Source organism: Psychrobacillus sp. BM2 (assembly GCF_048572895.1).
Lineage (GTDB): Bacteria > Bacillota > Bacilli > Bacillales_A > Planococcaceae > Psychrobacillus.
Genome location: NZ_CP183878.1, coordinates 2,918,419 through 2,944,567, shown reverse-complemented (window position 1 = coordinate 2,944,567; position 26,149 = coordinate 2,918,419). Strand labels below are relative to the sequence as shown.

Below are 26,149 nucleotides of genomic sequence, written 5' to 3'. Positions count from 1 at the left end.
ATGATTCGATTGTTTTTAAAGGAGCATTTAGTATTTTTAGTGTTTCAGGTGTTATTAGTATTATTTGTGATGCTATTATATTGGCTGGATGGCTTTCGAAATATAGATACCGCGGTGTATTCCATTGTTATTACTAGTATATTGACCATTACCTTTTTAGGAACATTATTTATAAAAAAATATACATTCTATAAAAAGATTCTTTCCGTACCAACTGAAATAGAGGGGGTATTGCAAAGGGAAGCTAAATCCCCCGAAATAAAACAGGTTGAGATGTATTTGCAGCATATTTATCGTTTATATCAAAAGGAAGTTCAGCTTCTATATGCTAGGCAAAATAGACATTTACAATTTATGAATAGCTGGGTGCATCAGATGAAAACTCCTATTTCGGTTATAGAGTTGATGACCCAAGGGAATGATCAAGTAGATGCAGCTGGTGTTTCTGAGGAAATGGATCGACTGAAGCGTGGTCTGGATGCAGTTCTGATGAATGCACGATTAGATACATTTGAAGAAGATATGCAAATTGAACAAATTGATATAAAGCAACTCGTTATGGAAGTGGTTTCTAGTAATAAGCGTTTGTTTATAGGAAGTCATGTATTTCCAGTTATTTCAATAGCGGAAGAATGTACGGTTACTTCAGATTCGAAGTGGTTGCGGTTTGTAATAGCTCAATTTTTAACGAATGCTGTCAAATATACATTTGAAGAAAATAAAAAGGTATACTTTGAAACTTCCTATGAATATAATCACGTCATTTTGTCTGTGAGGGATGAAGGTATTGGTATTCCTACCTCTGATATGAAAAGGGTGACGAAAGCTTTTTTCACCGGAGAAAATGGCAGGAAAACAGGCGAATCTACCGGAATGGGATTATATTTGGCTCAGGAAATTTGTCATAGATTAGGGCATGAGATGAAATTAGCGTCCACTGTAGGAAAAGGAACGACTGTATCGATTATATTTGAACAACAAGAAACTGCAGAACGAGGTGAACTCGATGTCGATATTGATGCTGGAAGAAATAACGAAGGTTTATGAAGGGAAGGTCGCGCATCTAGCGATTAATCAACTGAGCTTCGAAGTGGAAAAAGGAGAGTTTCTTGCAGTTATGGGCCCATCAGGGAGTGGTAAAACAACATTACTCAATTTGATATCAACGATAGATCGCCCAACTTCCGGAGATATAACGATTAATGGCTTAGATCCAATGAAATTGAAAAGCAATGATTTATCATTATTCCGCAGAAGACAGCTTGGTTTTGTGTTTCAAGACTTTAATTTACTTCCGGCATTAACAGTGGAAGAGAATATGGTATTGCCACTAACTTTAGATCAACAGCCCGTAAATGTCATGAAACAAAAAGTTAATAGGATTGCAGAACAGCTTGATATAACCTCTATTTTAGAAAAAAGACCATTCGAAATTTCTGGGGGACAAGCGCAAAGAACTGCTATTGGACGAGCATTAATACATGAACCTTCTATTATACTGGCAGATGAGCCCACAGGAAACCTGGATTCAAAAGCTGCAAAAGATGTATTGGAACTACTATCTAATGTAAACAAAAGAAGTAATACGACCATCATTATGGTGACACATGATCCGATTGCCGCAAGCTATTGTGATCGGGTTCTGTTTATAAAAGATGGAGAATATTTTAATGAAATTTATAAAGATGACCGAAGACAAACGTTCTTTCAACGTATTTTAAATGTCTTATCTTTACTAGGTGGAAATGTAAATGACCTTTCGACAATTCGCTTATCATAATGTCATTCGAAATGCCCGCGTATACGCAGCATTTTTATTGGCGAGCATTTTTTCAGTTTTAGTGTTTTTTGTCTACTCTATGTTAATGTTTCATCCCAATATTGAAGATCAATTTTTACAGAATATCGCATTTGGCGGAATGTTTATAGCACAGGTCATTCTCATTATATTTACTTTGTTTTTTTTGTTTTATTCGATGAGTGCTTTTTTACAGGCACGTTCGCAGGAATTTGGAGTACTTCTCAATTTAGGGATGGATAAGCGTCAGCTTAATCGGATGATTTTTTTAGAAACGATGATTTTAGGATTTATATCAACGACGGTAGGTATCTTTTTTGGGTTTGCTTTTTCTAAGTTTTTCTTTATGGTTATTCGAGAGCTGTTTTTACTGGATAGTCTACCCCTGTACCTGTCATGGAAGCCCTTTGCATTAACTATATTTGTGTTTTTATCCTTGTTTATTATTATTTCGTTTAGTAGCTCTGTGTTCATTCGTAAGAAAAATATTATTCAGCTGCTAAAAGGATTTGGTAAGCAAAATGAGCAAGAGGCTTATAGTAAGGGAAGGGCAATTTTAGGATTATCATTGCTTTTAGCTGCTTATAGTTTAGTTATACTGTCACTTTTTCAAATTAAAGTATTTATGAGTTTTATCATAATTATACTGGCGTTGGTTGGTACTTATCTATTTTATACGGATAGTGTTTTGTACTTGTTAAATATTATAAGAAAACGAAAGAATTTGTATTGGCGTTCTTTTCGATTGATAGCTTTTGCGGAAGGTTCTATTAAGGTAAGGGAAAATGCTCGAATGTTTTTTATAGTAACGGTTGTTTCGACCATAGCTTTTCTATCGGTTGGTGTCGTAACCTCGTTTACTTCATTTACAGCACAATATCGGGAAATGAACCCAGTCAGTATTTTCTACTCCAGTAATTGGGACAACCCTTTTGAGGAAGAGCATGTGATGAAATTATCCGAAGAGCTTCAAAGGGAAGGGCTATCCTACGATTTGGTTAAGTTTACAGTAAAAAAGCAAACTTCCTCCAATTTACGTAACAAAGTAAATCTTATAAAAGAATCGGAAGTGAATAGTTTAGCGGTTGCATTGAAAATTCCTTTGATTGACCTACAAAATGGGGAAGCAATGATCATACCTAACACACGTGAGGACTATAAAGATATAAGAACCGAAGACGAGCAGACTGTGTTAGAGGAAAGCAGTATACCTATTCAAATTAAAGGAGTTTATGATCGGTTGATCTTTCCTTCACTTGCTATCAAAGATAGATCATTAATCATTAGCGATGAGGATTACGAACTCATTACCGAACCTTTATATGGGTATGGCTTAAGAGAATCTAGCATGACATTTTATGCTTTTCATGTTTCCGAGTGGCTTCGCACAAAGGATGTTGGAACTGACTTAGATAAAATTATGACACAGTCTATGGGGACTTCAGATGTAAATCCTAACACCTTCTATTTCTCCAATCCTGGTTCAAATTATTCGATCATTCGAGCTACATTTTCCTTATTGTTATTTACTGGTCTACTTGTGGCAGCTGTATTGTTGCTTGCAGCAGGGAGTTTTGTTTACTTTAAACTTTATACGGACCTTGAGCGTGATAAAAAACAATATGATGTGCTTCGTAGAATGGGGGTTACGGACCGAGAGCTAGTGAAAATCGTAAATCGCCAGTTAATTCCTCAGTTTTTCTTACCTTGGGGATTAGCCATGCTGCATAGTACGTTTTCATTTATGTTTTTACAAGCATTTTGGGTGGATATAGCAGCAGTTTCGATAGCGATGGAAATGTTACTCGTGTTAATAGCATTCACGATTATTCAAGTTTCTTATTTCTTTTTGATCCGTTGGAGATATCTTGCCCATATTCAATAATGAAAAGAAGGTTACGAAAGTAGCCTTCTTTTTTAAAAATATGAAAGTATATAAAAATATTCTTTGAACACTAGGTTTGTGACAATATTTAAAATGGATAATACTACTGATTTCCGTTTCAGGTGGATGCGCTTTAGTAGGGTGAGCGATGAACCATCACCGACGCTTGCGGGTTCGCTTGTGATGTTTCAGCTGTCTCACTCATCCTGCTGGAGTCGACACCTCCCACTGCAATCAATTAGTGTGTAGTACTCCTCTAGAGGATTTAGCATAGCTTATCACTTAGGTGATAAGATTGGTCAAATTTTAGCGAGTGATCAAATTATTTGTAATTGCTTTTGAATTAGAAATGCGATTATCCAATGATAGAAGAAGAAAGCAGATTAACTTTTATACTAGTGGAAATAAAGAGAAATAGTAAGTGTTTGACTCATAAAGAAGCGAAATAGCGAACGAAATTGCATCTTCGTGAGCTTATTCTATCGATAGGGAGTATCTTATCTTTAGTTACCCAAAAACGAACTTACCTGTTTCTAACCATTGTAGGAGGGCGACGGACAGAAAAAGTGAAACTTCAATCAGTGGGGCTTCATTCTCCACTGATTGTTAGTTGAACCATTCGGGCTCTTACGGGCAGTTATCTACTGCCCGTTAATGCGGGACAAACGCCATAAAATTACCAGCTTCTTTAAAAATCAATCGGTAATAATATAGCGACTAGTCTGTCCAAAGCTTACTGAAAACGGTAGAAACAGGTTTTGAATTTAAAGGACCTGGCGTCTTTTGCCTGATTTTTCTTATATAATCTATTAACCTCTATTATTCTACATTCTAGTTTTTCTTGAATTGTCAAAACTTTTCTTATATAATGAATATGGGGAAAATGAATGGTTATTCATTTAAAAAAGATGGGAGACGAGAATATGAGTTTAGTTTCACGTGTTCAAGAAATTTCCAATGAGCATCCAGAGAAGGTTGCCTATCATTTTATGGGGAAAGATACTACATACGCAGAATTCGATCAATCAGTGGAGCTATTTGCAGGGGCATTAGAGTCAATTGGTGTGGAAAAAGGCGATAATATAGGGTTTTTATTGGGGAACTCACCACATTTTTTGATTTCTTTATATGCTACTATGCGAATTGGGGCTACGGCAGTTCCGATTAATCCCATTTATTCGCCCGATGAAATTAGTTATATTGTAAAAAACAGTGATGCGAAAGTAATCATTGCACTTGATGCACTCTTGCCTTTAGTGGAGAAAGCATCAGAAATTTTCACATCGGTTGAAAATTATATTATTTGTGAAACACAACCAGATACTATTCAAAAACTCGCTTCTTTACCTGAAAATTTGAAGCCAAAAGTGAAACCTTTTTCACTGTTACTTTCTACATCTACCTTGGGGACTTCTGCCATAGAAACAGATCCAGATGATATCGCTGTAATCTTATATACTTCTGGGACAACAGGTCAACCAAAGGGTGCTATGCTAACATACAATAATATTTACTCAAATGCTCGTGACGTGGCAGAATACTTGAAGATTAGTACAGAGGATCGCGTAATCACCACTTTACCTGTATTTCACGTGTTTGCCCTAACAGTTGTCGTGAATGCACCATTATTAATGGGTGCAACACTTTTATTAATTCCAAAATTTAGTCCACATGAGGTATTTAAAATGACGAAAGAGCATCAAGCAACTGTGTTTGCAGGTGTTCCAACGATGTATAATTTCTTGTATCAATACCCAGATGCAAATGTAGAGGACTTTTCTAGTATTCGATTAGCGATTTCAGGGGGATCTTCATTGCCAGTGGCATTGCTACATAACTTTGAAAACAAGTTCAATGTTCGTGTATCTGAAGGATATGGTTTGTCGGAGGCATCACCAGTAACATGCTTTAACCCAATTGACCGCGATCGTAAGCCTGGTTCGATCGGGACAAATATCGTAAATGTTGAAAATAAAATCGTCAATGAGCTTGGAGAAGACGTTGCAATCGGAGAAGTAGGAGAACTGATCGTTCGCGGACCAAACGTCATGAAGGGATACTACAAGATGCCAGAAGAAACGGAAAGTGCTATTCGCAATGGATGGTTATATACTGGAGATCTCGCAAAACAAGATGAGGAAGGCTATTTCTATATAGTCGATCGCAAAAAAGATATGATAATTGTTGGAGGGTATAATGTATATCCCCGTGAAGTAGAGGAAGTGCTATTTGCACATCCTGATATAGTAGAAGCTGCTGTTATCGGTATCCCAGATCCGAATTTTGGTGAAGAGGTTCTTGCGTTCGTCGTGAAAAAAGATTCTACATTAACCGAACAACAATTACACGACTATTGTGCAGAAAAACTAGCAAAATATAAAGTGCCTAAGAAGTTCGAATTCTTAGAGGAACTTCCTAAGAATACAACGGGCAAAATCTTGCGTCGTTCTTTAAAAACACAAACAGTTTAACTTGAGTTGCAAATAAATACAATCGATTAGAGGAACTATGGCTAAGCAAAGCTAATAAGTTCTTCAAAAGTTCAGTAACCTCCTACCAATTCAATTAGTAGGAGGTTTTTAAAGTTGATTGAATATCAAATACAGTTTTCATACTACTCAACCATACACCTGTTTTATAGCACATATGATTTACGACGCCACACACTTAGTCCGAAACCAACCATGGCTGCTGCAATAATCGTCGGCATTAAGCCATAACTAATAAAAGGTAATGACATCGCCATTATTGGTAAAAAACCGAAAATCATGCCGATATTCACGACAACTTGTGTGGCGAATAGAGTGACACTACCAGTTAGTAAATAACGACCAAATGGATCACGAACCTTTTGGATTATCATGAGTAAACGAATGATACAGACAACTAATAAAACAGCGATCAATAAAGCAAGACCAAGCCCGTAGGAACGAATAATCCCAGCAAAAACAAAATCTGTATGCAATTCTGGTATCCCTTCAAATGGAATAGCACCAAACCATCTCGCTTCACTGAATAATTGCTGCAGACGTATATATAGATAGCCAAAACCCTCTGCATCCTTGTCCGGATTGATAAACGCAAAAATCCTCGCTACCTGATAAGGCATAGCATTCACTAAGAAAAATACAATAAATGTAGCACTAGCTATAGCACTTGTCACAATTGTGATTACTTTCGTTTTGATTTTGTGCTTACTACATAGGAAGATTACCATGAACATTATCGTATGTAATATAAATGCGATTAAATGTGGTTGCAACATAAATAATATAGTAATGAAGGAAAATAACGCAAATCCACCGAATAATGAACGTTTTTTCGCAAAGTGGCCAGCCCAGCCGATGACTAGAATCGGTAACGTCCATAAGCTATCTATACGGAAAGGACCTAATTTCAGCTCTGGCTTGCCGTTTATATGATACGTTGGGAAATACAAAAGTAATAGCAACAAAACGATAGTAGTTACAAAGAACCACTTCTCCTTCTTTATGAGTTTTCTGTAGTCATATCGGTAAAGAACAACAACTAATCCTACACCAAGGAAAATGATAATTATCTTTTTTGAATACGCTGCGACTTCAAGCGGCAGGAAACCACATAATAACAATGCACTAAATGCCGCAATGAGCAGCCAATCAAGTTTAGGCTTATGGATTTTATTCATTGATTTTCCAAGAGCGATGGGATTTCCCATGTCTTGAATTGCTTTTGTCATTGCTTCCTCGTTAGATAGCCCACGCTCCATATGCTTTGTTTGTGCTTGTACTAAATGTTGCTTTAGTTCCTCCGCTACAGTGACTTTGGCTTCCTTGGAGCGAATAAGCTTTGTTACTTGCTGTATAAAGCGTTCCATTTAACACCTCCGATTGGTCTTTGCGTCAATTCGAGCTGCTTTTGTCCCTTTTTCGAAAGGAAATATACCTTCTCGCCATTCTTCCATAGACCATTAATGAGTTCGGCTGCTTCTAATTCATGTAAGCATTGGTATAGTAACCCTTCATTTTGAATTATGGCTTGCTCGCCGCGCATATGCAGTAATTCTGTTAAATCGAATCCGGACCTTTCGGTTTGTGTGAGTCCAAGTAATACAGATTTTAAGTCCTCAATAGAAACTAGCTGTTGAATTTTTTTGTGCACAGCTTGCTGTTTACTTTTATCAAATTGCACATCTTGGAATGTATGCTTTTTCATCGCTTGTTTTAAAATTTTTAAATCCACTCGCTCACCTCCAACTGCTCTTTTAAAAATTGCTTCGCTTTACGGAGTCTTGTTTTAACCGTATTTTCATTTATCGACAACACTCCCGCTATTTCCTTACTCGTACAGTCTTCAAAATAAAATAAATAAATTACTTCCCGGTAAATAATAGGTAGCTGCATCACCGTTTTCGCAAGCCTTTCCTGCTCGTCTTGTTGTATGACCTGCTGTTCCACATTACTGCTAGCCTGTTCGTTGACCCCAGCATCCACAGCCACTTGGATATTTTGGTTATACCAGCTCTTCAAGTAATCTTTACAGTGATTAATAGCAATCCGCCACATCCATGTTTTCAGTGTGGATTTCCCTTTATATGTTGGATATGCCTCATAACATTTCACGAAGATCTCCTGCGTTAAATCCTGTGCGAGTGCATTGTCCTTTACGTAAGTATAGACAAGCTGCAATAAGTCCTGACCATAAAGCATCATGTCATCAATTGGGATATGTATAGATTCTATAGGTAGTGTTACATCATTCACACATTTCCCTCCTTTACAATAATTAGACGATTGTCAAATGAAAATAGTTTACTTAAAAAATAAGCTTACAAAGATACTATATTGTCACTCTACATGTAGTGGACTTTTTCTATAAGCTTTTTTAGAAAATAGAAGGAAAAAGATTTCGAATGTCGAAATAAATAGTGAGAGAAAATTTACATAGAGAGGGACTTTTAAATGACTAAGAGAAAACTAGAGGCAACAGATTTATTTAGAATACAATCAATAACAAATCCTGTGATTTCACCAAACGGGAATGAGGCAGTTTTCATCCGTACCGAGATGCACAAAGAAGATAATAAATACTATGCTTATTTATATCATGTAGATATCGAAACGAATGAAATAACACAATGGACCCATTCAAAAGAAAAAGTGTCATCTCCTAGATGGTCTGCTGATGGAAAACAACTAGCGTTTTTATCGAATCGTGACGACAAAAACCAAATTTTTATAATGTCTGCTAAGGGTGGAGAAGCAAAACAGCTGACAAAATTAGAAAAAGGTGTTGCTAGCTTTATCTGGTCACCTTGCAGTAAAAAGATTTGGTTCTCTGCTTCTTTAAAGGAAGGAAAAAGCTGGACTGACGAGGCTGAAAAAGAAGATAAGAAACTACCAGAAGCCTATATTGTAGAAAAAATGAAATATCACGGTGATGGCGTTGGATTATTACCAAAAGATACATACCGACAAATTGGATCTATCATTATAGCATCTGAAGAAATTACAGTCTTTACAGAAGGTACATTTAATCATACCCTTCAAGCAATTTCTCATGATGGGAAAAAACTAGTAATTAGTGTAAATAGAGATGAAAATCAAGATTTTTCATTCCATGAACCTATGTTATTAATCGACGTGGAGACAAAAAAAGAATCGGTAATTATTGAAGAAAACGGATATTTTGGAGGGGCAACTTTTTCAGCGGATGATCAATACATTGCTTTTGGTGGAATGTTACATACATTTAAAAATGCAACTCATGCAGAGGTGTATGTATATGAAGTAAGCACCGGAAAACTTCAAATACTGACTGAGGGCATTGACGCTCCAGTAGGCGATTATGCAGGAGCAGATATCCAGCAAGGAGCAAATGCACCAGATGTTGTTTGGACAGAACATAATCACTTGTATTTCCAACTATCCTCAATGGGTGACGTACGTTTGTATTTTGCATCACTGGAAGGGGAGATTTACCCTGCAACCCCAGAGAACGAGCATGTTTATGGATACGATGTTGCTAGCAACGGAACCTATGCTCTTGCGACAATAAGTAATGCAATATTTCCCGGGGAATTATTTAAACTAAATTTGGCGACTGGTGAAAGAATTGCCCTCACTAAATTTAACGAAGAGTTGTTAAATGATGCTGAGCTTGTCGAACCAGAAGCCATTGTGTATAAAGGTCTGAACGATTGGGATGTACATGGTTGGTTAATGAAACCAGCAGGCTATAAGGATGGAGAAAAGTATCCACTTATAGTAGAGATTCATGGTGGACCTCATACGATGTATGCGAATACCTTTTTCCATGAGCTCCAACTATTAGCGGCACAGGGTTATGGAGTATTGTATGTAAATCCACGTGGAAGTCATTCCTATAGTCAACAATTTGTGGACGCTGTTCGTGGAGATTACGGTGGTGGCGACTATGAAGATATTATGGCAGGAGTAGATTATGTATTGAAGGAGAATTCCTGGATTGACGAGAATCGTTTAGGTGTTACTGGAGGAAGCTACGGTGGTTTTATGACAAACTGGATTGTCGGTCATACAAATCGCTTTAAAGCAGCGGTTACGCAACGTTCTATTTCTAATTGGATTAGCTTTTATGGAGTTTCTGATATTGGATATTACTTCACACCATGGCAAATTGGTACTGATATGACGGATATTGATAAACTATGGGATGCATCTCCGCTCAAATATGCAGCTAATGTAGAAACACCTTTATTAATATTGCATAGCGAAAATGACTATCGCTGTCCTATTGAACAAGGGCAACAGCTGTACATTACATTAAAAGCTATGGGAAAAGAGGCGAGCTTTGTCCGCTTCCCACAATCTGACCACAATTTATCTCGAGTTGGCTTGCCGAATTTAAGACAAACACGATTAGAACAAATTACTAGCTGGTTCGCAAAATATCTTTGAGAACATTCAAAACCCCTTCAAAATGAAGGGGTTTTGTTAAATTGGTCGAATCCGACGAACAATCAGTTGAATCCAACACTTATTTTCTTTTATGAAATCCTTTTTTATAATATACAAACACTAAACCGATTATCCATATCGGTCCAACTATTAGTGCTATACGGGTATCAGGGAAATAAGCCATGAGTCCGAGTACCAATACTAAAAAGGCAAGCACTAAGTAAGATCCAAAAGGATAGAACAATGCCTTATAGGACAACCTTGAAACTTCTCCTTTTGTTAGCGTTTTACGGAATTTCAATTGAGACAATAATATAATTCCCCATGTCCAAACGGCTCCGAATGTCGAAATACTTGTTACCCATATGAATACCTTTTCAGGAACTAAATAATTTAATACAACCCCGACTAATAATAAAATGGCAGAAAAGATAATTGCCTTGGATGGTACTCCTGTTCTGCTAATTTTAGCGAATGAACTAGGAGCCTGTTTCTGCTGAGCCAGATTAAATAGCATACGTCCTGTACTAAAAATACCGCTATTGCAACTAGATAATGCAGCTGTAAGTACAACAAAGTTAATAACTCCTGCTGCTGGACCAATACCAATTTTCTCAAACATTAAAACGAATGGGCTTCCATTACTCCCAATCTCATTCCAAGGATAAATGGACATGATGACGAACAGAGCCCCAACATAGAACAGTAAAATACGCCAAAATACGGTATCAATTGCTTTTGGAATGACTGTCTTAGGATTTTTTGCTTCACCTGCAGTTACTCCAATCATCTCAACACCTAAATAAGCAAACATGACCATTTGTAAGGACATGAATATGCCAGTAACTCCATTTGGTGCAAATCCGCCATTCGACCATAAATTACTTATGCCGACTGCAATCCCATCATTACCAAGACCAAAAAGAATAACACCTAGACCTACAAAAATCATCGCTAAAATGGCAACAATTTTAATAAGTGCAAACCAGAACTCAAACTCCCCATAAGCTTTCACGGCAATTAAGTTAACCAGTGTCATGATAGCTAATGCGGCTAATGCCCATATCCAAGGGGCTGTGTCCGGATACCACATTTGCATGTATACTCCTACGGCAGTAATCTCTGCCATACAAGTAACTACCCATAAAAACCAGTAATTCCATCCTGTTATGTATCCTGCAAGAGGACCAAGGTAATCCTTTGCATATCGACTAAATGAACCCGAAACTGGATTATGTACTGCCATTTCTCCAAGTGCCCGCATGATGATAAAAATGGCCATTCCTCCGACAATATAGGAAATCAGAATAGCGGGTCCTGCAAGTTGTATTGCCGTTGCTGAACCTAAAAATAGGCCAACTCCGATTGCTGCACCTAATGACATCAAGGTGATATGCCGTTGTTCTAAACCTCGCTGTAGCTGTTGATTTCCACCCAAGTTATGTCACTCCTTAATAATTTAATACTCTACTATATAAAACTTTATCACAATAGTATGTATATTGGGAACAGTCTATCATACTGATATTGTGGTAAAATTATGAATACAAAGCATGATAGATTGGAGTTAAATGATGAAAGAAGTAACGATTCGCCCAATTATTGAAGAAGAGCTTGTTCGCCTTTGGGAATTAAGTGCAAAAGAAGAGGAGCCGGAATGGAAAAATTGGGACGCACCTTATTATCCCCATATCCCAAAAACCTTAGAACAATTTTTAAAAAAGAAAGATCAGTTAATCCATCAAGAAGATATGTGGGGTATTTACGTAAATGGAGAATTAGTTGGTTCGCTTTGTTATTACTGGGAGCATGAAGAGTCACTCTGGTTGGAAATAGGTATCGTCATCTATGAACCTCGTTATTGGAGTGGTGGAATAGGTACGGAGGCACTTCGACTATGGATTGATCATTTATTTAAAGAATTACCACTTGTTCGTGTTGGTTTTACAACCTGGTCTGGCAATGAACGCATGATTAAAGTCGGCGAAAAGTTAGGAATGACAATGGAAGCGAGAATACGAAAATGTCGATTTTATAATGGAGTTTATTATGACTCTATTCGAATGGGTTTATTAAGAGAAGAATGGGAAGAACGAGTATGAAGCCATTATTTGAATTAAAGCAGCTGACGAAAAAGCATTGGGATGCCCAGGAGAAAAAAGAATTATTTTCTGACATAACTGCGACTATCGAGCGACCAGAGCGTATTGCCTTACTCGGTAAATCTGGTCAAGGTAAAAGTACGCTCTTACGTATTTTAGCTAAATTAGATTCTATTGATCGTGGAAAGATCTACTTCAATGGTCAATTGATGAATGAGGTAGATAGTAGAAGGTGGCGTATGAATATATGTTATGTAGCACAGCAAGCAACAATGCTTCCAGGAACTATAACAGATAATTTAATGACTAGCAGTAAAATACATAATCGACCTTTTGAGGAAGACTTCGCAAGACAGTTGATAAAAGAAGTAGGATTAGACCATTTAGACTGGGAAAAGCAAGCTGGAAATCTGTCTGGTGGGGAAAAACAACGCATCGCTTTAGTTCGCTCGTTGTTGTTACGACCAAAAATATTACTTCTGGACGAGATTACAGCTTCTCTTGACCAACAGAGCAAAGAGTTAGTAGAACAGCTATTAGTCAAACTCTACGAAAAAGAGAAAATCGCTTTTATATGGGTAACACATGACACCGAACAGGCAAAAAATATTAGTGAGCGTATTTGGTATATGGAAGATGGAAAACTTGCTAGTGATGTAAAGACTTCTGAATTTTTTGGCGACCGGGCAAGCTCACCAAAACAGGTGATGCTATGAGTTTGCTAGCATTAAGTTTTACTTTACTATTTGTCATTATTACGATGCTTGTATCAGTTTGGCAAAAGCTTGACTTAGAGAAAGATATTGCAATTGGTACAGTTAGAGCGGCGATTCAGCTACTTGCGGTCGGATATATTTTACAGTTTGTATTTCAGTCCAAAAATGTTCTGTTTATTATCCTGATTGTTTGCATCATGATTATTGTTGCAGCATTTAATGCAGCAAAACGGGCAAAAGGCATGGCGGGAGTCGTATGGAGAATTATTTTTTCCATTGCTACGATGGAAATTCTCATGATGGGATTATTACTGAGCTTGCAAATTATTGAAGCAACGCCACAATACATTATACCGCTAAGTGGAATGACGATTGGTAATGCAATGGTTGCTTGTGGATTATTTTTAACCCAACTAAAGCGAGAAACGGAAAGCTCTAAAGGGGAAATTGAAACATTTCTTTCGCTCGGTGCAACAAGTCGCCAAGCGGTGCAAGAGGTGTTAAAACGATCCGTCAAATTCAGTATGATTCCAACAATTGATGCCATGAAAACAGTAGGGCTTGTCCAACTGCCGGGTATGATGACAGGAATGATTATTGCTGGTGCAGATCCGGTAGAAGCGGTTCGATATCAAATATTAATCATTTTTGTATTTACTAGTTCCTCTGCTATTACGAGTATGATGCTAAGTGTACTCTGTTATAAGAAACTATTTACAAAGGATCTTCAATTGAAGGATTGGAGATCTAAATAAGCAACAGTTTTACAATATGGATTATTACAAATCAGAACTAGGAATGCCAAGACCTCCCATTATTTATTTGTTTTTTTAGTAATTTCACTTCATTGGTTAAATAATCAATCTGTTTTTGCATATTATTATTGCTAACTTGTTCTTGTTGTTCTTCTTTCAAAGCTTGAACTGCTGCGATAGTAGATATCACATCTCCGAGTGTAGATAATAATTCACCCCATACAGCAAGCTCTAGCGTACTTATTTCATTGGATTCTTGATCTTTTTGATCATTGTTGTTTTCATTATTTGTCATTAAGATTTCCTCCAATATTAAAAAATTTGCGATTCAATTTTAATACGGTTAGAAGATTTATTAGCCGCCTTTTATAAGTTTTTTAGTACTTCAATACTTTGAAGGCTTCTGCAAATTTTTGAGCAAAAGTCAAAGGGGACTCAACTGATTGAAAGTGTACATACAAGATAATTGGATCAGTATAGATCCAATGATTATGGATTGCACTTACGATTAATTTATTTTGCACAAGTACTCCTACGAATGAGGGTAATTCCTCTTGAAGTACAGCTACTTCTCCAAGATTGAGTGCATTACCTTCATAATCCAACGATTCGAAAGTTATACCAGCCGGCAACGCACTACGACTAGGACGACCTTGAATAGTTAAATGAAAATTTCGTTCAAGTTCTACAGAACAACCGCTTTGTTTCATAGTAGGCTTACCATTTACAATCTGAGCATATTGTCTACAAAGGTTCTGGAAGTTTTCCATTAAATACACACTCCTTTGATTATCCTTATTGTATGAACTGATTAATATGCTCTAGAACACACTTCCATGAGCAGAGATAGGAAGAGTATCAAAAAAGCAAAACGATTTTTCGTTTTGCTTTTTTGAAAATATAAGAAAATATATAAAAATGTACCGTGAACACTGATAGAAGTAGATGTTTTTTATCCAAGTGGAAATCCAGAGAAATAGTAAGGGTTTGCTCAATATAGAAGCAGTGGAGCTCCAGAAATTGTATCTTCTGGAGCCTATTCTAAATATAGGAGAGTATATTTTCTCTAGTTATCCAAAAATGCACTAACCTGTTCCGGAAGTTTTTGAATGGCGACGGATAGGACAAACGCCATAATATTACTGAGAAAAGAGAGGTCAGTCACGACCAACCTCTTTAAAAAATTCACTCGGTAATAATATAGCAACAAGACTGTCCAAAGCATTTCAGAAACGATAGATACAAGTTTTAAATTTAAAAAAGCAGGCGTCTGTTTGTTCGTTTCTTCTTATTGACAATTTGTTGGAATATGATATAACATTAATATTAAGCCTAAAACAAAGTATGCAGGTAGGAATAATATGGTTCAAAAAGGGGTTTTAGAATGGGGCGAGAATTTGTCGATATTTTTGATGGATGGGCGGACTCCTACGATGCATCCGTTTCTGGTAAAGATCCAGAGTATCGAGATGTATTTGAAGGCTACGAAACTATTTTAAATGAGGTGGCTAAACGTGTTTCTGGTACTATTATTGAATTTGGAACAGGTACTGGAAATTTAACTGCAAAACTAGTAGAAGCAGGTAATTCGGTAATCGGTATCGAACCTAATACTAAGATGCTAAAAGTAACTGCTGAACGCTTTCCCTCTATTAAAGTAATTGATGGCGATTTACTTGAATTTAAGATAGGACATGAAAATATAGATGCAATTGTAAGCACGTATGTGTTCCATCATTTAACAGATGACGAAAAGGGAATAGCACTAAAAAAATATGCCAGCCTACTTCCGACGAATGGAAAGGTCGTTTTTGCAGATACTGTTTTTCTTACGGAAGAAGCCAAACAAGTACAGATTTCTAAGGAAAGAAAACGTGGCTATTTAAATGTAGTAGAAGACCTAGAACGAGAATATTATACAACCATACCCGTACTAAAAGAATTATTCACCAAAGCAGGATTTCAAGTAAGATTCGTAAAAATGAATGATTATGTTTGGTTAATGGATGCAACGAAAAAATAAGGAGCGATTAATCATGAAAAAAATGAATGTAGAAAGCTTTAACTTAGATCACACAAAAGTAGCAGCACCATTTGTACGCCTTGCAGGAACGAAAGTAGGAAACAATGGCGATGAAATATTAAAATATGATGTCCGTTTTAAACAACCAAATAAAGAACATATGGAAATGCCTGGTCTGCACTCCTTAGAGCATTTAATGGCAGAAAATATCCGCAACCATACAGATCAAGTGGTGGATATGAGTCCAATGGGCTGCCAAACTGGTTTTTATTTATCTGTCATCAATCATGACAACTTTGATGAAATTCTTGAAATTCTTGAAAAAACATTACAGGATGTTTTAAATGCAACAGAAGTTCCAGCCTGCAATGAAGTTCAATGTGGTTGGGCTGCAAGCCATAGTTTAGAAGGTGCGAAAGAAATAGCGTCCGAAATGTTAGCTAAAAAGGGTGAATGGCGTCAAATTTATAAAGAGGAAGCATAATTTTAATGAACATATTTAGTAGTGTACAAGATTTAATAGGCAATACACCTGTTATGGAAATTACACATATACCAATTCCAAACAATTGCCGTATATTCGCTAAGCTTGAATACTTCAATCCCGGAGGTAGTGTGAAGGATCGGCTGGGCTTGTCTTTGATTGAAGATGCGGAGAAGTCGGGGAAACTTATTCCAGGTGGGACCATTATTGAACCAACTGCCGGAAATACGGGCATTGGTGTTGCTTTGGCTGCTATCGGAAAAGGATATAAAGTTGTTTTTGTTGTTCCACAGAAATTTAGTATGGAGAAGCAAACATTGATGCGTGCATTAGGGGCCGAGATCGTAAATACAGATACGGCACTCGGCATGCAAGGAGCAATTAGAAAAGCGGCAGATCTGGTGGCTGAGACATCAAATTCTTTTTCTCCTTCTCAATTTTCTAATCCTGCAAATCCAGATACGTATACAAAGACATTAGGACCTGAATTATGGCGAGATTTAGATGGTGAAATTGACGTCTTTGTAGCGGGTGCTGGATCCGGTGGAACATTTATGGGTACTTCAACATATTTAAAAAAGCAAAAAGAATCGATTAAAACGGTTATTGTAGAGCCGGTTGGATCCATATTAAATGGGGGAGAATCCGGCTCTCATGTTACGGAAGGAATAGGTATGGAGTTTCTACCGAACTTCATGGATACTACCTATTTTGATGCAATCCATACCGTAAGCGATGAGGATGCGTTTAAACAATTAAGAGCATTATCAAAAAAGGAAGGTTTATTAGTCGGAAGCTCGTCGGGATCTGCTTTTCATGCTGCTTTGAAGGAAGCAGAGGTAGCTAAAGAGGGAAGTCATATTGTGACGATTTTTCCGGATTCGAGCGAACGGTATTTAAGTCAGAAGGTCTATGAATTATTTAAGGGGGAATAAAGATGCGTGCCAAAACGAAATTAATACATGCAGGAATTGTAGGAGACGAGGCAACCGGAGCAGTATCGACACCGATTTATCAAGTGAGTACGTATAAACAAGAGGCAGTAGGTAAATTCAAAGGCTATGAATATTCACGTACTGGTAACCCTACTCGTCATGCACTAGAAGTATTAATTAGCGAGCTGGAAGGTGGAGTGGCAGGGTTTGCCTTCGCATCTGGAATGGCTGCGACTAGCTCCGTTATGATGTTATTCAGTAAAGGTGATCATGTTATTTTAACCGATGATGTTTACGGTGGGACTTTCCGTGTTATATCTAAAGTATTGAATCGCTTTGGAATCGAAGCGACATTCGTGGATACCTGTGATATAGCGAATGTAGAAGCAGCTATTAACGATAATACTAAAGCAATATTCCTAGAATCACCGACGAATCCTTTATTAAAAGTTACAGATATCGAGGGAATTGCGAAGTTTGCAAAAGAGAATGGATTATTAACCATTGTGGATAATACATTTATGACGCCATATTTCCAACAACCGATTGTACTTGGTGCTGACATTGTCGTACATAGTGCGACCAAATATTTGGGTGGACATAGTGATGTCGTAGCGGGTCTTGTTGTTGTAAACTCAGAACAGCTGGCAACAGATTTACACTTTGTGCAGAACTCTGTTGGAGCGGTTCTCGGACCTCAAGATTCATGGCTGCTAATGCGTGGTTTAAGAACACTTGGCATACGAATGGAAGAGCATAATGCAAATGCCCAACGAATCGCAGAGTTTTTAACTAATCATGAAGCAGTATCAAAGGTTTTCTATCCAGGGTTATCTAATCATCCTGGGTATGAGTTGATGAAGAAACAGACAACCGGCTTTGGTGGGATGATTTCCTTCGATGTTGGAAGTGCTGAGAAAGCAGATGAGCTTTTAGCGAAGCTACATTATTTTACACTTGCAGAGAGCTTAGGCGCTGTGGAGAGTTTAATCTCTGTTCCAGCTCGAATGACACACGCATCTATCCCAAGCGAGCGCCGTGCAGAGCTTGGCATTACAGACGGGCTTGTCCGAATTTCAGTAGGGATTGAAGATGTAGAAGACTTATTAGAGGATTTAACTCAAGCACTAGCATAATTTTAAATGAAGAGAGGCTGCAACCTCTCTTTTTGTGTTACCAGAAAAATGCGGAAGCTAGTGCGATACCGGTAATTGCACCTAGGGCAATACCAAAGCCAAACCCAAATCCTCCAAAGCCGAAAAACCCTAGACCATAACCACCAAGATCCTGGTCAGGTCGAATCCAGACCATATTTCTATTAACTCTTGTAACTTCTCCAAGATGTACGCGACCTTCTCTATCTGTAATTCTTACCCTTTTTCCATGATATCTACAACAGAGATTATATAATTCATTTTGATTCATCTGTAGTCCTCCTCTCCACAAAATTACATACAAGTATGTTCTATTAGTTTATGTTGATAATGAGGGCTTGCTAGAGACAGTCGTCTATGCTTCTGTGGCTAAAAAAAAATAGAAACATATGCTATAAGACGAAAAAGGAGAGGATTTATGTCGGTAAAAGAAACGAGAAATATGCTATTTACATTTGTGGAAAGATGCGAAGAACAAGATGGCAGAGGGGTGGAGACTTTACAACGAGAGATTATATGCGATCCAATTATGAAGTTTTTCCCAGATATAAATTCTGAGGTCGTACAATATGAACTTTTAAAAAATGGTTTATTTGAACCAACTGAATGGAAGTCTGTAAAGAAAACTCTGCGAGAATTAGAAGTCAAAAGTATTTGGGATATCGTGAAACAAGAATATAAATATTTGCGAGAATTATGGGATGGTCCAAAGGTTTCCATTTATATTTTTCCTATAAAAAAAGATAGCACACAGAGAAAAAAGGACTTTCCACGTAAAAACGGCATCGCTTATAAAAAAGTACTTTTTCTTTTCGTATCCCCAGATCTAACAAAAGAAGAGGTTAAGGCATTAGTGGCACATGAGTATAATCACGTATGTAGATTAAAATTTATAGATTATCCACCAGCAGCTATTTCTCTAAATGAATCGATTATTGTTGAAGGGCTTGGAGAGTTTGCGGTTAGGCAATTGTACGGAAAAAAGTGGTTAGCACCGTGGGCAAATATGTATGATTTAGAAGAGGTAAGTGAAATATGGAAAAGGCATTTTGTTCCTGCCTTGCAGATAAAGGGGATTAAAAATCATCAGCTTTACTTATTTGGTCAAACTAATACACCGTTTCCAAAGTGGATTGGCTATCATATTGGCTATCAAATTGTGTATACGTACAACAAAAAATGCGGTCCTTTTGTTATGAAAGAATTGCTCCTTAAGTCCTCCAATGAAATCTTAGCAGGCTCTGGTTTTGCTATATGAGCGATATATTACCGATCCTATATAAAAAAGCGTCCTCTCTAGATTTTAGGAGATGACGCTTATTTTAGTTTGGATTTTTCGTAAGTCCTGCTTTCATTATTTAAAATTGTAATAGCTCAGAGGATTCTCCATTACTCAAATCAATAGTCTCGATAAATCTTTCGACTGTAGTTGTTAAATACGTATTCGCACGTCTTATAAATACTGTTTTAATTTCACTATATTTGGTAGGTAATAAATGACATTGGATAAGTCCACGGGCTTCTAAATGTGACACTGCTGATTTGGGGATGAATGTGATGCCTAAGCCTGCGACGACACTGCTTAATATTGTTTCTAACGTTCCGAACTCCATTACTTTTTTAGGAACTATATTTTCATCTTTATACCAAGCTTCTAATCTTGCTCTATACCCACACCCTTTGTTAAAACATAAAAAGGGTTCGTTTTTCAGCAGTTCCAAGGATGTTGCATCTCTATTGGATATTAAAACAAGCTCTTCTTGAAAAACATCATGAGAGATAAGCTCTGGATGAGGAATTGTTTCTGTGACAAATGCTCCGTCTAATCGATGATTTAATACATCCTCCTGCAACTTTTCTGTAACACCTGAGAAAAGAGATAGGTCAACTTCCTTATACTTTTTAGTAAAGGTAGATAAAATGATGGGTAGTTTTATAACAGTTTCGACTGTCCCGATTTCTAATTTTCCAGACGGTTGGTCTTTATTTTGTACCACTTTTTTCATTTCAGTAGTTAGCGACAGTATTTGCTCGCAATATACTAATAACTTTTTTCCTTCAGGAGTTAAGCTCATACCCCTTTTATGACGATTAAATAATGGTGTGTTTAGCTCTGTTTCAAGTTTCTTTATACGTGCGGTAATATTTGACTGAACATAGCTTAGTTCTTTTGCAGCCTCTGTAATCGTTCCTTTTTGAGCAACAAGCTGAAATATCTCTAAATCTTTTAACTCCATCTTGCAATCTCTCCTTTGTTAAACTTTATGATATCACTAAAAGTGATACCTGACATCAAAAATAATCATTTTACATGATAGATGTTCTTGGCGTTTAATAGATATGGGATTACAAGAAGGAGATTACTTATTTATGAAAAACAACATTTTTTTAGGAGCATTTTTATGTTTTATCGCAAGTGTTTCGTGGGGAGCGATGTTTCCGGTTGCACATCATGCTTTTACATATATTGATCCATTTTACTTTACTATTTTTCGTTATGGAGCAGTGTCCATTATTTTAGTCGTTCTTTTATTATGGAAGGAAGGACCAAAGGCGTTTCGTATGGAGGGGAAAGGAACGCTTTTATGGTTTTTCGGTACAATGGCATTTACCGTCTATAATTTACTTATTTTCTGGGGTGAGGATTTACTAGGAGAGCCAGGTGTAATGGTTGCATCTATTATGGAATCCTTGATGCCGATGATTTCTATTATTATCGTTTGGTTATTTTATAGACGCCGCCCTTATTCATTTACATTATTATGTGTTTTTGTTTCTTTCGTTGGAGCAATACTTGTTATTACTAAAGGAAATATAGGGGCTTTTCTATCTGCAACAAATAATATAATACCATCGTTATTGATTTTAATCGCAGTTATTGGTTGGGTTGTATATACGATGGGTGGAGACAAATTTAGAGGTTGGTCTGTCCTTCGTTACTCAACATTAAGCTGTTTGCTAGGTACGCTTTCCGCAATAGTCATTGTAGGGATAGCAACAATGGTAGGATACGTCTCTGTACCGACTATCGCTACGATTCAAACAGTTAGTCCCCATCTACTATTCATGATTATCTTTCCAGGAGTTATTGCTTTAGTCGGATGGAATGTTGGAGTAAGTATCCTTACACCTTTAAATGCTTTGCTGTTCATTAATTTTGTTCCAGTGACGACGCTTGTTATTTCGAGTGTTCAAGGAAATCATATATCTGCATTTGAAATTATAGGAGTAGGCTTTATCATTCTGTCGCTTGTTGCTAATAATATTTTTGTACGGCTAATTCAACAGAAAGAGACAAGACAACGAGTAAAACAAAGTTTACAAGAAAGTATTTCCTAAATCTATGAGCGGCCTTCACTACAACTGAAAATTTGTAGAAGAAGGCGCTTTTTTTTGAATTTTTGCGATATACTAGTTCTAGTGAAAAAAGGTTGGTGAAAATAATGTTTAAATATATTGGAGAAATATTGCTAGTTCTTACGGCGATTATTTGGGGTAGTGGGTTTGTAGCAAGTGCAGTGGCCTTGGAACACTATACGCCGTATCAGATTTTAGCTGGTAGGTTTTTAATCGGAGCGGTTATATTAAGTCTTATTTTTTTCAAGAAGCTAAAAAAATTAAAGAAAAGTACACTGATTAAAGGAGCATTGTTAGGGATATTTTTATATATAGCTTTTGCTCTTCAAACAGTGGGGTTGCAATTCACAACACCATCAAAAAATGCATTTTTAACGGCTGTGAATGTGGTTATCGTTCCTTTTATAGGATTTCTTCTATATAAAAGAAAAATAGATATGTACGAACTAACTGGTGCAGTTCTCGCTATTGTTGGTATTGCTGTATTATCTTTAAAATTATCATCTGACGTGAACGTAGGGGATTTATTGACTTTAGGCTGTGCGGTAGGATTTGCTTTTCATATTTTTTACACTGCAAAGTTTGTTAGGACGGAAGATCCAGTTGTGCTAACTATTGTACAAATGGTTACTGCAGCAGTAATTGGTTGTTTAGTCGTGTTATTTAGAGGAGAGACGAGCTTTTCTATGGAAACAGAAGGTATGATGAATCTGTTATACTTAGGAGTTTTCTCCACATCCATTGCTTTTCTAATGCAAACAGTGGCTCAAAAATACATTACAGAAACAAAGGCGGCAATTATTTTAGCTACTGAATCTTTTTGGGGCATGGTCTTTTCCATCATCATCCTTAGTGAAATCATGACGAGCAGAATGATTATCGGCGCCTTGCTTATACTATTAGCTATTCTTATTTCTGAAACGAAAATGGAATTTATGAAAAAGGATAAAATGAAAACAGTCGTCTAATTTTGCAGTTCATCTTATGTATTAGGACAAAATTATAAAGGAATTTCTCTTCATGTATGATTCGTTACTTATGGTAAAAGATAAGAGCGAATCTTAGTTGTTTACGATATGTTATCCCATATCGTCGCTATCATTCATACAACTAATGAAGGAGGAGTTAATCAGTGGGATTTATACATCGGCTTGCTTTAGCCCTCGTTATAATTGGTGCAATTAACTGGGGGTTGATCGGCTTTTTCAGATTCGATTTAGTCGCTTCTATTTTCGGTGGGCAGACTGCACTACTTTCTAGAGTGGTCTATGCTTTGGTTGGCATAAGTGGCTTAATCTGCATTCCACTTTTATTTCGAACGGATAGAGACGAGGTAGTTGAGACGAGCAGGACTGGTGGCTATGGTAATCTCCAGACTGAATTCGGTGAGGAACCTGAATTTACCGATATAAAAGAGGTTTCTTCGAAAGAGGATTTAGAGAAATAACCAAAAAGGATAGATAACTGTAGAAAGCTGCAGTTTATCTATCCTTTTTAATAAGAACGTATTTAAAGGATACTTAGCTAATAGAAGGGAACTTTGTTAATTTTGACACTATAGAACGTATATGTGGTATTTTGGATGAATTTATTTACCTTTAAAAACAGGCTTTCTTTTTTCTCCGAATGCTTGCAGAGCTTCTAATCGATCTTCTGTAGGAATGGTTATTTCATACGCTTTTCTCTCAATACTTAAACCAGTTTGCAGGTCTACGTTCATCCCGTGTTTTACAGCAAACTTGGCTTGCTGCAAGGCAATTGGTCCATTTGCAAGCATCAGTGCTGCAAATGCTTCTGTTTCTTCCAACAGCGTTTCTCTCGTTGTTACTTTTGTTATTAATCCATAGGACATTGCTTCTTCTGCTTTTAGTCTTTTAGCAGTTAAAATTAGTTCTAATGCTCTAGATTCTCCTATAAGTCTTGGCAATCGTTGTGTTCCGCCGGCTCCTGGGATTATCGCTAAGCTTGTCTCGGTTAAACCAAGTTGAATATCATCTGAGGCAATTCTAAAATCACAGGCAAGTGCTAATTCTGTTCCACCCCCAAAAGCATAACCATTTAGCATGGCTATTGTTGGTTGTGGAAGGTTTTCAATTGCTGTAAATACTTCTCCAATTTTGTATATATTACGTTTCACTTGTTGATCAGTTAATGTTTTTCGTTCCTTTAAGTCTGCGCCAACACTAAATGACTTTTCTCCTGCGCCTGTGAAAATAATTACACGGATATCTGGATTAATGCGAATAGATTCTACAATATCTCCAAGTTTACGAAGCATCTCATAGTTAAATGCATTTAACGCGTTTGGCCTATTTAGAGTGACATATGCTAAATTACCCTGTTGTGCATAATGGATGGATTCCATCATTATTTCTCCCCTTTCAACTATTATCTCCCCTCTATCAACATATCATGTTCCAAGTTTTCTGTCATCCGTAGGAATAAACAGAAAATATATCGATTTTCTTGGAAAGATTTGCTATAATAGGTGTATTGATTATTTATGGATTTGAGGAGTTTGGATGGATATTTTTGTGGCGAGACAGCCTATCTTTACAAAAAATGAGCATATTTTTGCCTTCGAGTTATTGTATCGTGATAGTGGGACTAATGCATTTCCTGTTGTAGACGGGGATTTAGCGACTTTAGAAGTATTAATTCATTCATTTTTGACGATAGGCATGAATAATCTTGCGGGAGAAAAATTATGTTTTATTAATTTTACGGAAAATTTATTAGACAATACAGTATTTGATAAGATTCCGCCTAAACGCATAGTTGTAGAAGTTTTAGAAGATATTCCAATCACACCATCTATAATTCAGAAGCTTAAATACATTAAAAAGTTAGGTTTTTTAATTGCTTTAGATGATTTTGTTTTACATAAAAATATAAATTTATATGATGAGTTATTTAGTTTAGTTAATTTTATCAAAGTGGACTTTATGTTGAGTAAACCTTCTGAGAGACAAGTTATTGAAAAAATTGTGAAGAAAAATTATCCTCATATTGTACTTTTAGCTGAAAAAGTAGAGACACGTGAAGAATTTTATCATGCAAAAGAGGCTGGTTACGGATTATTTCAGGGTTATTTTTTTGCCAAACCTGAAATTATTAAAGGCTCTGATATTCCTGCTAATATGGCCCAGTATTTTCGAATTATTAGCTTACTCAACAACCGGGTTTCTTCTATTGAACAAATAGCTGAGGAAATCGAGCGTGATGTGTCACTTTCCTTTAAAGTTCTGAAAATCATTAACTCACCAGCCGCTAGAAAAAAATCTAAAATTCGTTCCATTAAACAAGCGGTAGTGATGCTGGGGCTAGAAGAATTGAATCATTGGTTATATGTATTAATGTTAAGAGAGTCAAAAGTAAATTCTAATGGAGATGGAATGGTTCTTATTGAAGCATCTTTATTCCGGGCAAAGTTTTGTGAGCTATTGGCTAAAAAACAATTTTTACATAACTCCTCTGAATACTTTCTAGTAGGAATGTTTTCCTTAATAGACACATTATTGCATCAGAAGATGGATCATTTACTTCAAGAACTTCCACTTACGGATGAGGTAGTAGAAACGCTTTCCGGGAATCGTACCGATATGACTCCTTATCTAGAGCTCTCCGTAGCATGTGATGAAGTGAGATGGGATGACATAATCGCGGGTGCTGAGGCACTCGATATAGATCACGCTACATTAAATAAGTATTATTTAGAAGCCCGTAGTTGGGCAATGGATATAGTAAACTAAGAGCAACTGCCATTTTTTATGATGGCAGTTGTTTTTTTATAAGATAAGCGTACAATGTCAAATACTTTTTTCCAGTTTTAGAGTAACTCAAACACGCCTACCGCAAAAAATCCTTTTTTTTACAAGTAGTAATTAACCAAGTTGTTTATATAACAGGTACCCTTTTTTTGATTCAGAAATGGGCATTCACTCGTTTTTCTTGTACTGCATGGATGCATTCTGGCATTGCGTTCAAATTTAGAATTTAACGTACTGATTCGCATTTACAGAA

General features: G+C 36.7%; 26 protein-coding genes. 17 read left to right on the top strand and 9 right to left on the bottom strand.

The features are described from left to right. The 4 genes from ACN6MX_RS14440 to ACN6MX_RS14425 all read left to right on the top strand — a co-directional run bounded on the left by ACN6MX_RS14440 (position 1) and on the right by ACN6MX_RS14425 (position 6,154). Entirely contained in the window at positions 1 to 1,047 is a 1,047-nt protein-coding gene (locus tag ACN6MX_RS14440) for a sensor histidine kinase (RefSeq protein ID WP_419959560.1), read from the top strand. Beyond that, positions 1,007 to 1,780, top strand: a complete 774-nt coding sequence (locus tag ACN6MX_RS14435; RefSeq protein WP_419959559.1) for an ABC transporter ATP-binding protein — start codon at positions 1,007 to 1,009, stop codon at positions 1,778 to 1,780. Before ACN6MX_RS14440 ends, ACN6MX_RS14435 begins: the two co-directional genes overlap by 41 nt. Next, a complete protein-coding gene (locus ACN6MX_RS14430; protein WP_419959558.1) occupies positions 1,752 to 3,683 on the top strand; it encodes an FtsX-like permease family protein in 1,932 nt (643 codons plus the stop codon). Before ACN6MX_RS14435 ends, ACN6MX_RS14430 begins: the two co-directional genes overlap by 29 nt. 923 nt (positions 3,684 to 4,606) lie before the next feature. Next, positions 4,607 to 6,154 carry a fatty acid--CoA ligase family protein gene (locus ACN6MX_RS14425; RefSeq protein WP_419962636.1) on the top strand — a complete coding sequence of 516 codons (1,548 nt, stop codon included), beginning with the start codon at positions 4,607 to 4,609 and terminating at the stop codon, positions 6,152 to 6,154. 164 nt (positions 6,155 to 6,318) lie between these two features. On the opposite strand, the gene ACN6MX_RS14420 is transcribed toward ACN6MX_RS14425, so the two are convergent. Genes ACN6MX_RS14420 through ACN6MX_RS14410 form a run of 3 tightly spaced genes read right to left on the bottom strand, consistent with a single transcriptional unit; the run spans position 6,319 to position 8,374 of the window. After that, a complete protein-coding gene (locus tag ACN6MX_RS14420; RefSeq protein ID WP_419959557.1) occupies positions 6,319 to 7,539 on the bottom strand; it encodes an FtsW/RodA/SpoVE family cell cycle protein in 1,221 nt (406 codons plus the stop codon). Beyond that, a complete protein-coding gene (locus ACN6MX_RS14415; protein WP_419959556.1) occupies positions 7,515 to 7,904 on the bottom strand; it encodes a helix-turn-helix transcriptional regulator in 390 nt (129 codons plus the stop codon). Before ACN6MX_RS14415 ends, ACN6MX_RS14420 begins: the two co-directional genes overlap by 25 nt. After that, positions 7,895 to 8,374, bottom strand: a complete 480-nt coding sequence (locus ACN6MX_RS14410; protein WP_419962635.1) for a sigma-70 family RNA polymerase sigma factor — start codon at positions 8,372 to 8,374, stop codon at positions 7,895 to 7,897. The genes ACN6MX_RS14415 and ACN6MX_RS14410 overlap by 10 nt, the downstream gene beginning before the upstream one ends. Before the next feature lie 249 nt (positions 8,375 to 8,623). On the opposite strand from ACN6MX_RS14410, the gene ACN6MX_RS14405 reads away from it, so the two are divergent. Then, positions 8,624 to 10,600 carry a S9 family peptidase gene (locus tag ACN6MX_RS14405; protein WP_419959555.1) on the top strand — a complete coding sequence of 659 codons (1,977 nt, stop codon included), beginning with the start codon at positions 8,624 to 8,626 and terminating at the stop codon, positions 10,598 to 10,600. 79 nt (positions 10,601 to 10,679) lie between these two features. Here the strand turns inward: ACN6MX_RS14405 and ACN6MX_RS14400 are convergent, their stop codons facing one another. Further along, positions 10,680 to 12,038, bottom strand: a complete 1,359-nt coding sequence (locus ACN6MX_RS14400; protein WP_419959554.1) for an amino acid permease — start codon at positions 12,036 to 12,038, stop codon at positions 10,680 to 10,682. Between the two features lie 133 nt (positions 12,039 to 12,171). Here ACN6MX_RS14400 and ACN6MX_RS14395 point away from each other — a divergent pair, with 133 nt between their 5' ends. The 3 genes from ACN6MX_RS14395 to ACN6MX_RS14385 are packed head-to-tail and all read left to right on the top strand — an operon-like array spanning position 12,172 to position 14,173. Next, a complete protein-coding gene (locus ACN6MX_RS14395; RefSeq protein WP_419959553.1) occupies positions 12,172 to 12,702 on the top strand; it encodes a GNAT family N-acetyltransferase in 531 nt (176 codons plus the stop codon). Continuing rightward, positions 12,699 to 13,418: an ABC transporter ATP-binding protein gene (locus ACN6MX_RS14390; RefSeq protein ID WP_419959552.1), complete on the top strand. Its 720-nt coding sequence runs from the start codon at positions 12,699 to 12,701 to the stop codon at positions 13,416 to 13,418. Before ACN6MX_RS14395 ends, ACN6MX_RS14390 begins: the two co-directional genes overlap by 4 nt. Further along, the gene (locus ACN6MX_RS14385) at positions 13,415 to 14,173 is read left to right on the top strand and encodes an ABC transporter permease (RefSeq protein WP_419959551.1); all 759 of its coding nucleotides are present in this window, start codon (positions 13,415 to 13,417) and stop codon (positions 14,171 to 14,173) included. The genes ACN6MX_RS14390 and ACN6MX_RS14385 overlap by 4 nt, the downstream gene beginning before the upstream one ends. A gap of 37 nt (positions 14,174 to 14,210) precedes the next feature. Here ACN6MX_RS14385 and ACN6MX_RS14380 read toward each other — a convergent pair whose 3' ends face one another. Both ACN6MX_RS14380 and ACN6MX_RS14375 read right to left on the bottom strand, forming a co-directional pair. After that, positions 14,211 to 14,468, bottom strand: a complete 258-nt coding sequence (locus ACN6MX_RS14380) for a translation initiation factor 2 (RefSeq protein ID WP_419959550.1) — start codon at positions 14,466 to 14,468, stop codon at positions 14,211 to 14,213. 82 nt (positions 14,469 to 14,550) lie between these two features. After that, positions 14,551 to 14,943 carry a DUF1259 domain-containing protein gene (locus tag ACN6MX_RS14375; RefSeq protein ID WP_419959549.1) on the bottom strand — a complete coding sequence of 131 codons (393 nt, stop codon included), beginning with the start codon at positions 14,941 to 14,943 and terminating at the stop codon, positions 14,551 to 14,553. 614 nt (positions 14,944 to 15,557) lie between these two features. On the opposite strand from ACN6MX_RS14375, the gene ACN6MX_RS14370 reads away from it, so the two are divergent. From ACN6MX_RS14370 to ACN6MX_RS14355, 4 genes are read left to right on the top strand one after another with little or no spacing between them, the layout of a single operon-like run. Continuing rightward, entirely contained in the window at positions 15,558 to 16,196 is a 639-nt protein-coding gene (locus ACN6MX_RS14370) for a class I SAM-dependent DNA methyltransferase (protein WP_419959548.1), read from the top strand. A 13-nt stretch (positions 16,197 to 16,209) separates the two neighbouring features. Further along, positions 16,210 to 16,680 carry an S-ribosylhomocysteine lyase gene (locus ACN6MX_RS14365; protein ID WP_419959547.1) on the top strand — a complete coding sequence of 157 codons (471 nt, stop codon included), beginning with the start codon at positions 16,210 to 16,212 and terminating at the stop codon, positions 16,678 to 16,680. Between the two features lie 5 nt (positions 16,681 to 16,685). Then, a complete protein-coding gene (locus ACN6MX_RS14360; RefSeq protein ID WP_419959546.1) occupies positions 16,686 to 17,615 on the top strand; it encodes a PLP-dependent cysteine synthase family protein in 930 nt (309 codons plus the stop codon). Positions 17,616 to 17,617: 2 nt separating this feature from the next. Beyond that, positions 17,618 to 18,751 carry a bifunctional cystathionine gamma-lyase/homocysteine desulfhydrase gene (locus ACN6MX_RS14355; protein ID WP_419959545.1) on the top strand — a complete coding sequence of 378 codons (1,134 nt, stop codon included), beginning with the start codon at positions 17,618 to 17,620 and terminating at the stop codon, positions 18,749 to 18,751. A 37-nt stretch (positions 18,752 to 18,788) separates the two neighbouring features. On the opposite strand, the gene ACN6MX_RS14350 is transcribed toward ACN6MX_RS14355, so the two are convergent. Beyond that, the gene (locus tag ACN6MX_RS14350) at positions 18,789 to 19,040 is read right to left on the bottom strand and encodes a hypothetical protein (protein WP_419959544.1); all 252 of its coding nucleotides are present in this window, start codon (positions 19,038 to 19,040) and stop codon (positions 18,789 to 18,791) included. A gap of 147 nt (positions 19,041 to 19,187) precedes the next feature. Here ACN6MX_RS14350 and ACN6MX_RS14345 point away from each other — a divergent pair, with 147 nt between their 5' ends. Beyond that, positions 19,188 to 20,027: a DUF2268 domain-containing protein gene (locus ACN6MX_RS14345; RefSeq protein ID WP_419959543.1), complete on the top strand. Its 840-nt coding sequence runs from the start codon at positions 19,188 to 19,190 to the stop codon at positions 20,025 to 20,027. Between the two features lie 100 nt (positions 20,028 to 20,127). Here the strand turns inward: ACN6MX_RS14345 and ACN6MX_RS14340 are convergent, their stop codons facing one another. After that, entirely contained in the window at positions 20,128 to 21,006 is an 879-nt protein-coding gene (locus tag ACN6MX_RS14340) for a LysR family transcriptional regulator (protein WP_419959542.1), read from the bottom strand. Positions 21,007 to 21,139: 133 nt separating this feature from the next. Between ACN6MX_RS14340 and ACN6MX_RS14335 the strand changes: the two genes are divergently transcribed. From ACN6MX_RS14335 to ACN6MX_RS14325, 3 genes are all read left to right on the top strand, one after another. Next, on the top strand, positions 21,140 to 22,108 hold the full coding sequence (locus ACN6MX_RS14335; protein WP_419959541.1) for a DMT family transporter: 969 nt from the start codon (positions 21,140 to 21,142) through the stop codon (positions 22,106 to 22,108). Positions 22,109 to 22,212: 104 nt separating this feature from the next. Then, positions 22,213 to 23,094: a DMT family transporter gene (locus tag ACN6MX_RS14330; protein WP_419959540.1), complete on the top strand. Its 882-nt coding sequence runs from the start codon at positions 22,213 to 22,215 to the stop codon at positions 23,092 to 23,094. Between the two features lie 164 nt (positions 23,095 to 23,258). Continuing rightward, positions 23,259 to 23,573, top strand: coding sequence for a DUF378 domain-containing protein (locus ACN6MX_RS14325; RefSeq protein ID WP_419959539.1), 315 nt, complete (start codon positions 23,259 to 23,261; stop codon positions 23,571 to 23,573). 141 nt (positions 23,574 to 23,714) lie between these two features. Here ACN6MX_RS14325 and ACN6MX_RS14320 read toward each other — a convergent pair whose 3' ends face one another. After that, positions 23,715 to 24,491, bottom strand: a complete 777-nt coding sequence (locus tag ACN6MX_RS14320; protein WP_419962634.1) for an enoyl-CoA hydratase-related protein — start codon at positions 24,489 to 24,491, stop codon at positions 23,715 to 23,717. A 157-nt stretch (positions 24,492 to 24,648) separates the two neighbouring features. Between ACN6MX_RS14320 and ACN6MX_RS14315 the strand changes: the two genes are divergently transcribed. Continuing rightward, complete coding sequence (locus ACN6MX_RS14315) at positions 24,649 to 25,878, top strand: EAL and HDOD domain-containing protein (protein ID WP_419959538.1); 1,230 nt, start codon at positions 24,649 to 24,651, stop codon at positions 25,876 to 25,878. Positions 25,879 to 26,149 lie beyond the last annotated feature (271 nt).

Excerpts from the sequence above, each read along its gene's own strand:
- ACN6MX_RS14440 (WP_419959560.1), top strand. The coding sequence starts at position 1 with ATGATTCGATTGTTTTTAAAGGAGCATTTAGTATTTTTAGTGTTTCAG.
- ACN6MX_RS14435 (WP_419959559.1), top strand. The coding sequence starts at position 1,007 with ATGTCGATATTGATGCTGGAAGAAATAACGAAGGTTTATGAAGGGAAG.
- ACN6MX_RS14430 (WP_419959558.1), top strand. The coding sequence starts at position 1,752 with ATGACCTTTCGACAATTCGCTTATCATAATGTCATTCGAAATGCCCGC.
- ACN6MX_RS14425 (WP_419962636.1), top strand. The coding sequence starts at position 4,607 with ATGAGTTTAGTTTCACGTGTTCAAGAAATTTCCAATGAGCATCCAGAG.
- ACN6MX_RS14420 (WP_419959557.1), bottom strand. The coding sequence starts at position 7,539 with ATGGAACGCTTTATACAGCAAGTAACAAAGCTTATTCGCTCCAAGGAA.
- ACN6MX_RS14410 (WP_419962635.1), bottom strand. The coding sequence starts at position 8,374 with ATGATGCTTTATGGTCAGGACTTATTGCAGCTTGTCTATACTTACGTA.
- ACN6MX_RS14405 (WP_419959555.1), top strand. The coding sequence starts at position 8,624 with ATGACTAAGAGAAAACTAGAGGCAACAGATTTATTTAGAATACAATCA.
- ACN6MX_RS14395 (WP_419959553.1), top strand. The coding sequence starts at position 12,172 with ATGATGAAAGAAGTAACGATTCGCCCAATTATTGAAGAAGAGCTTGTT.
- ACN6MX_RS14390 (WP_419959552.1), top strand. The coding sequence starts at position 12,699 with ATGAAGCCATTATTTGAATTAAAGCAGCTGACGAAAAAGCATTGGGAT.
- ACN6MX_RS14385 (WP_419959551.1), top strand. The coding sequence starts at position 13,415 with ATGAGTTTGCTAGCATTAAGTTTTACTTTACTATTTGTCATTATTACG.
- ACN6MX_RS14380 (WP_419959550.1), bottom strand. The coding sequence starts at position 14,468 with ATGACAAATAATGAAAACAACAATGATCAAAAAGATCAAGAATCCAAT.
- ACN6MX_RS14375 (WP_419959549.1), bottom strand. The coding sequence starts at position 14,943 with ATGGAAAACTTCCAGAACCTTTGTAGACAATATGCTCAGATTGTAAAT.
- ACN6MX_RS14370 (WP_419959548.1), top strand. The coding sequence starts at position 15,558 with ATGGGGCGAGAATTTGTCGATATTTTTGATGGATGGGCGGACTCCTAC.
- ACN6MX_RS14365 (WP_419959547.1), top strand. The coding sequence starts at position 16,210 with ATGAAAAAAATGAATGTAGAAAGCTTTAACTTAGATCACACAAAAGTA.
- ACN6MX_RS14360 (WP_419959546.1), top strand. The coding sequence starts at position 16,686 with ATGAACATATTTAGTAGTGTACAAGATTTAATAGGCAATACACCTGTT.
- ACN6MX_RS14355 (WP_419959545.1), top strand. The coding sequence starts at position 17,618 with ATGCGTGCCAAAACGAAATTAATACATGCAGGAATTGTAGGAGACGAG.
- ACN6MX_RS14350 (WP_419959544.1), bottom strand. The coding sequence starts at position 19,040 with ATGAATCAAAATGAATTATATAATCTCTGTTGTAGATATCATGGAAAA.
- ACN6MX_RS14345 (WP_419959543.1), top strand. The coding sequence starts at position 19,188 with ATGTCGGTAAAAGAAACGAGAAATATGCTATTTACATTTGTGGAAAGA.
- ACN6MX_RS14340 (WP_419959542.1), bottom strand. The coding sequence starts at position 21,006 with ATGGAGTTAAAAGATTTAGAGATATTTCAGCTTGTTGCTCAAAAAGGA.
- ACN6MX_RS14335 (WP_419959541.1), top strand. The coding sequence starts at position 21,140 with ATGAAAAACAACATTTTTTTAGGAGCATTTTTATGTTTTATCGCAAGT.
- ACN6MX_RS14330 (WP_419959540.1), top strand. The coding sequence starts at position 22,213 with ATGTTTAAATATATTGGAGAAATATTGCTAGTTCTTACGGCGATTATT.
- ACN6MX_RS14320 (WP_419962634.1), bottom strand. The coding sequence starts at position 24,491 with ATGGAATCCATCCATTATGCACAACAGGGTAATTTAGCATATGTCACT.
- ACN6MX_RS14315 (WP_419959538.1), top strand. The coding sequence starts at position 24,649 with ATGGATATTTTTGTGGCGAGACAGCCTATCTTTACAAAAAATGAGCAT.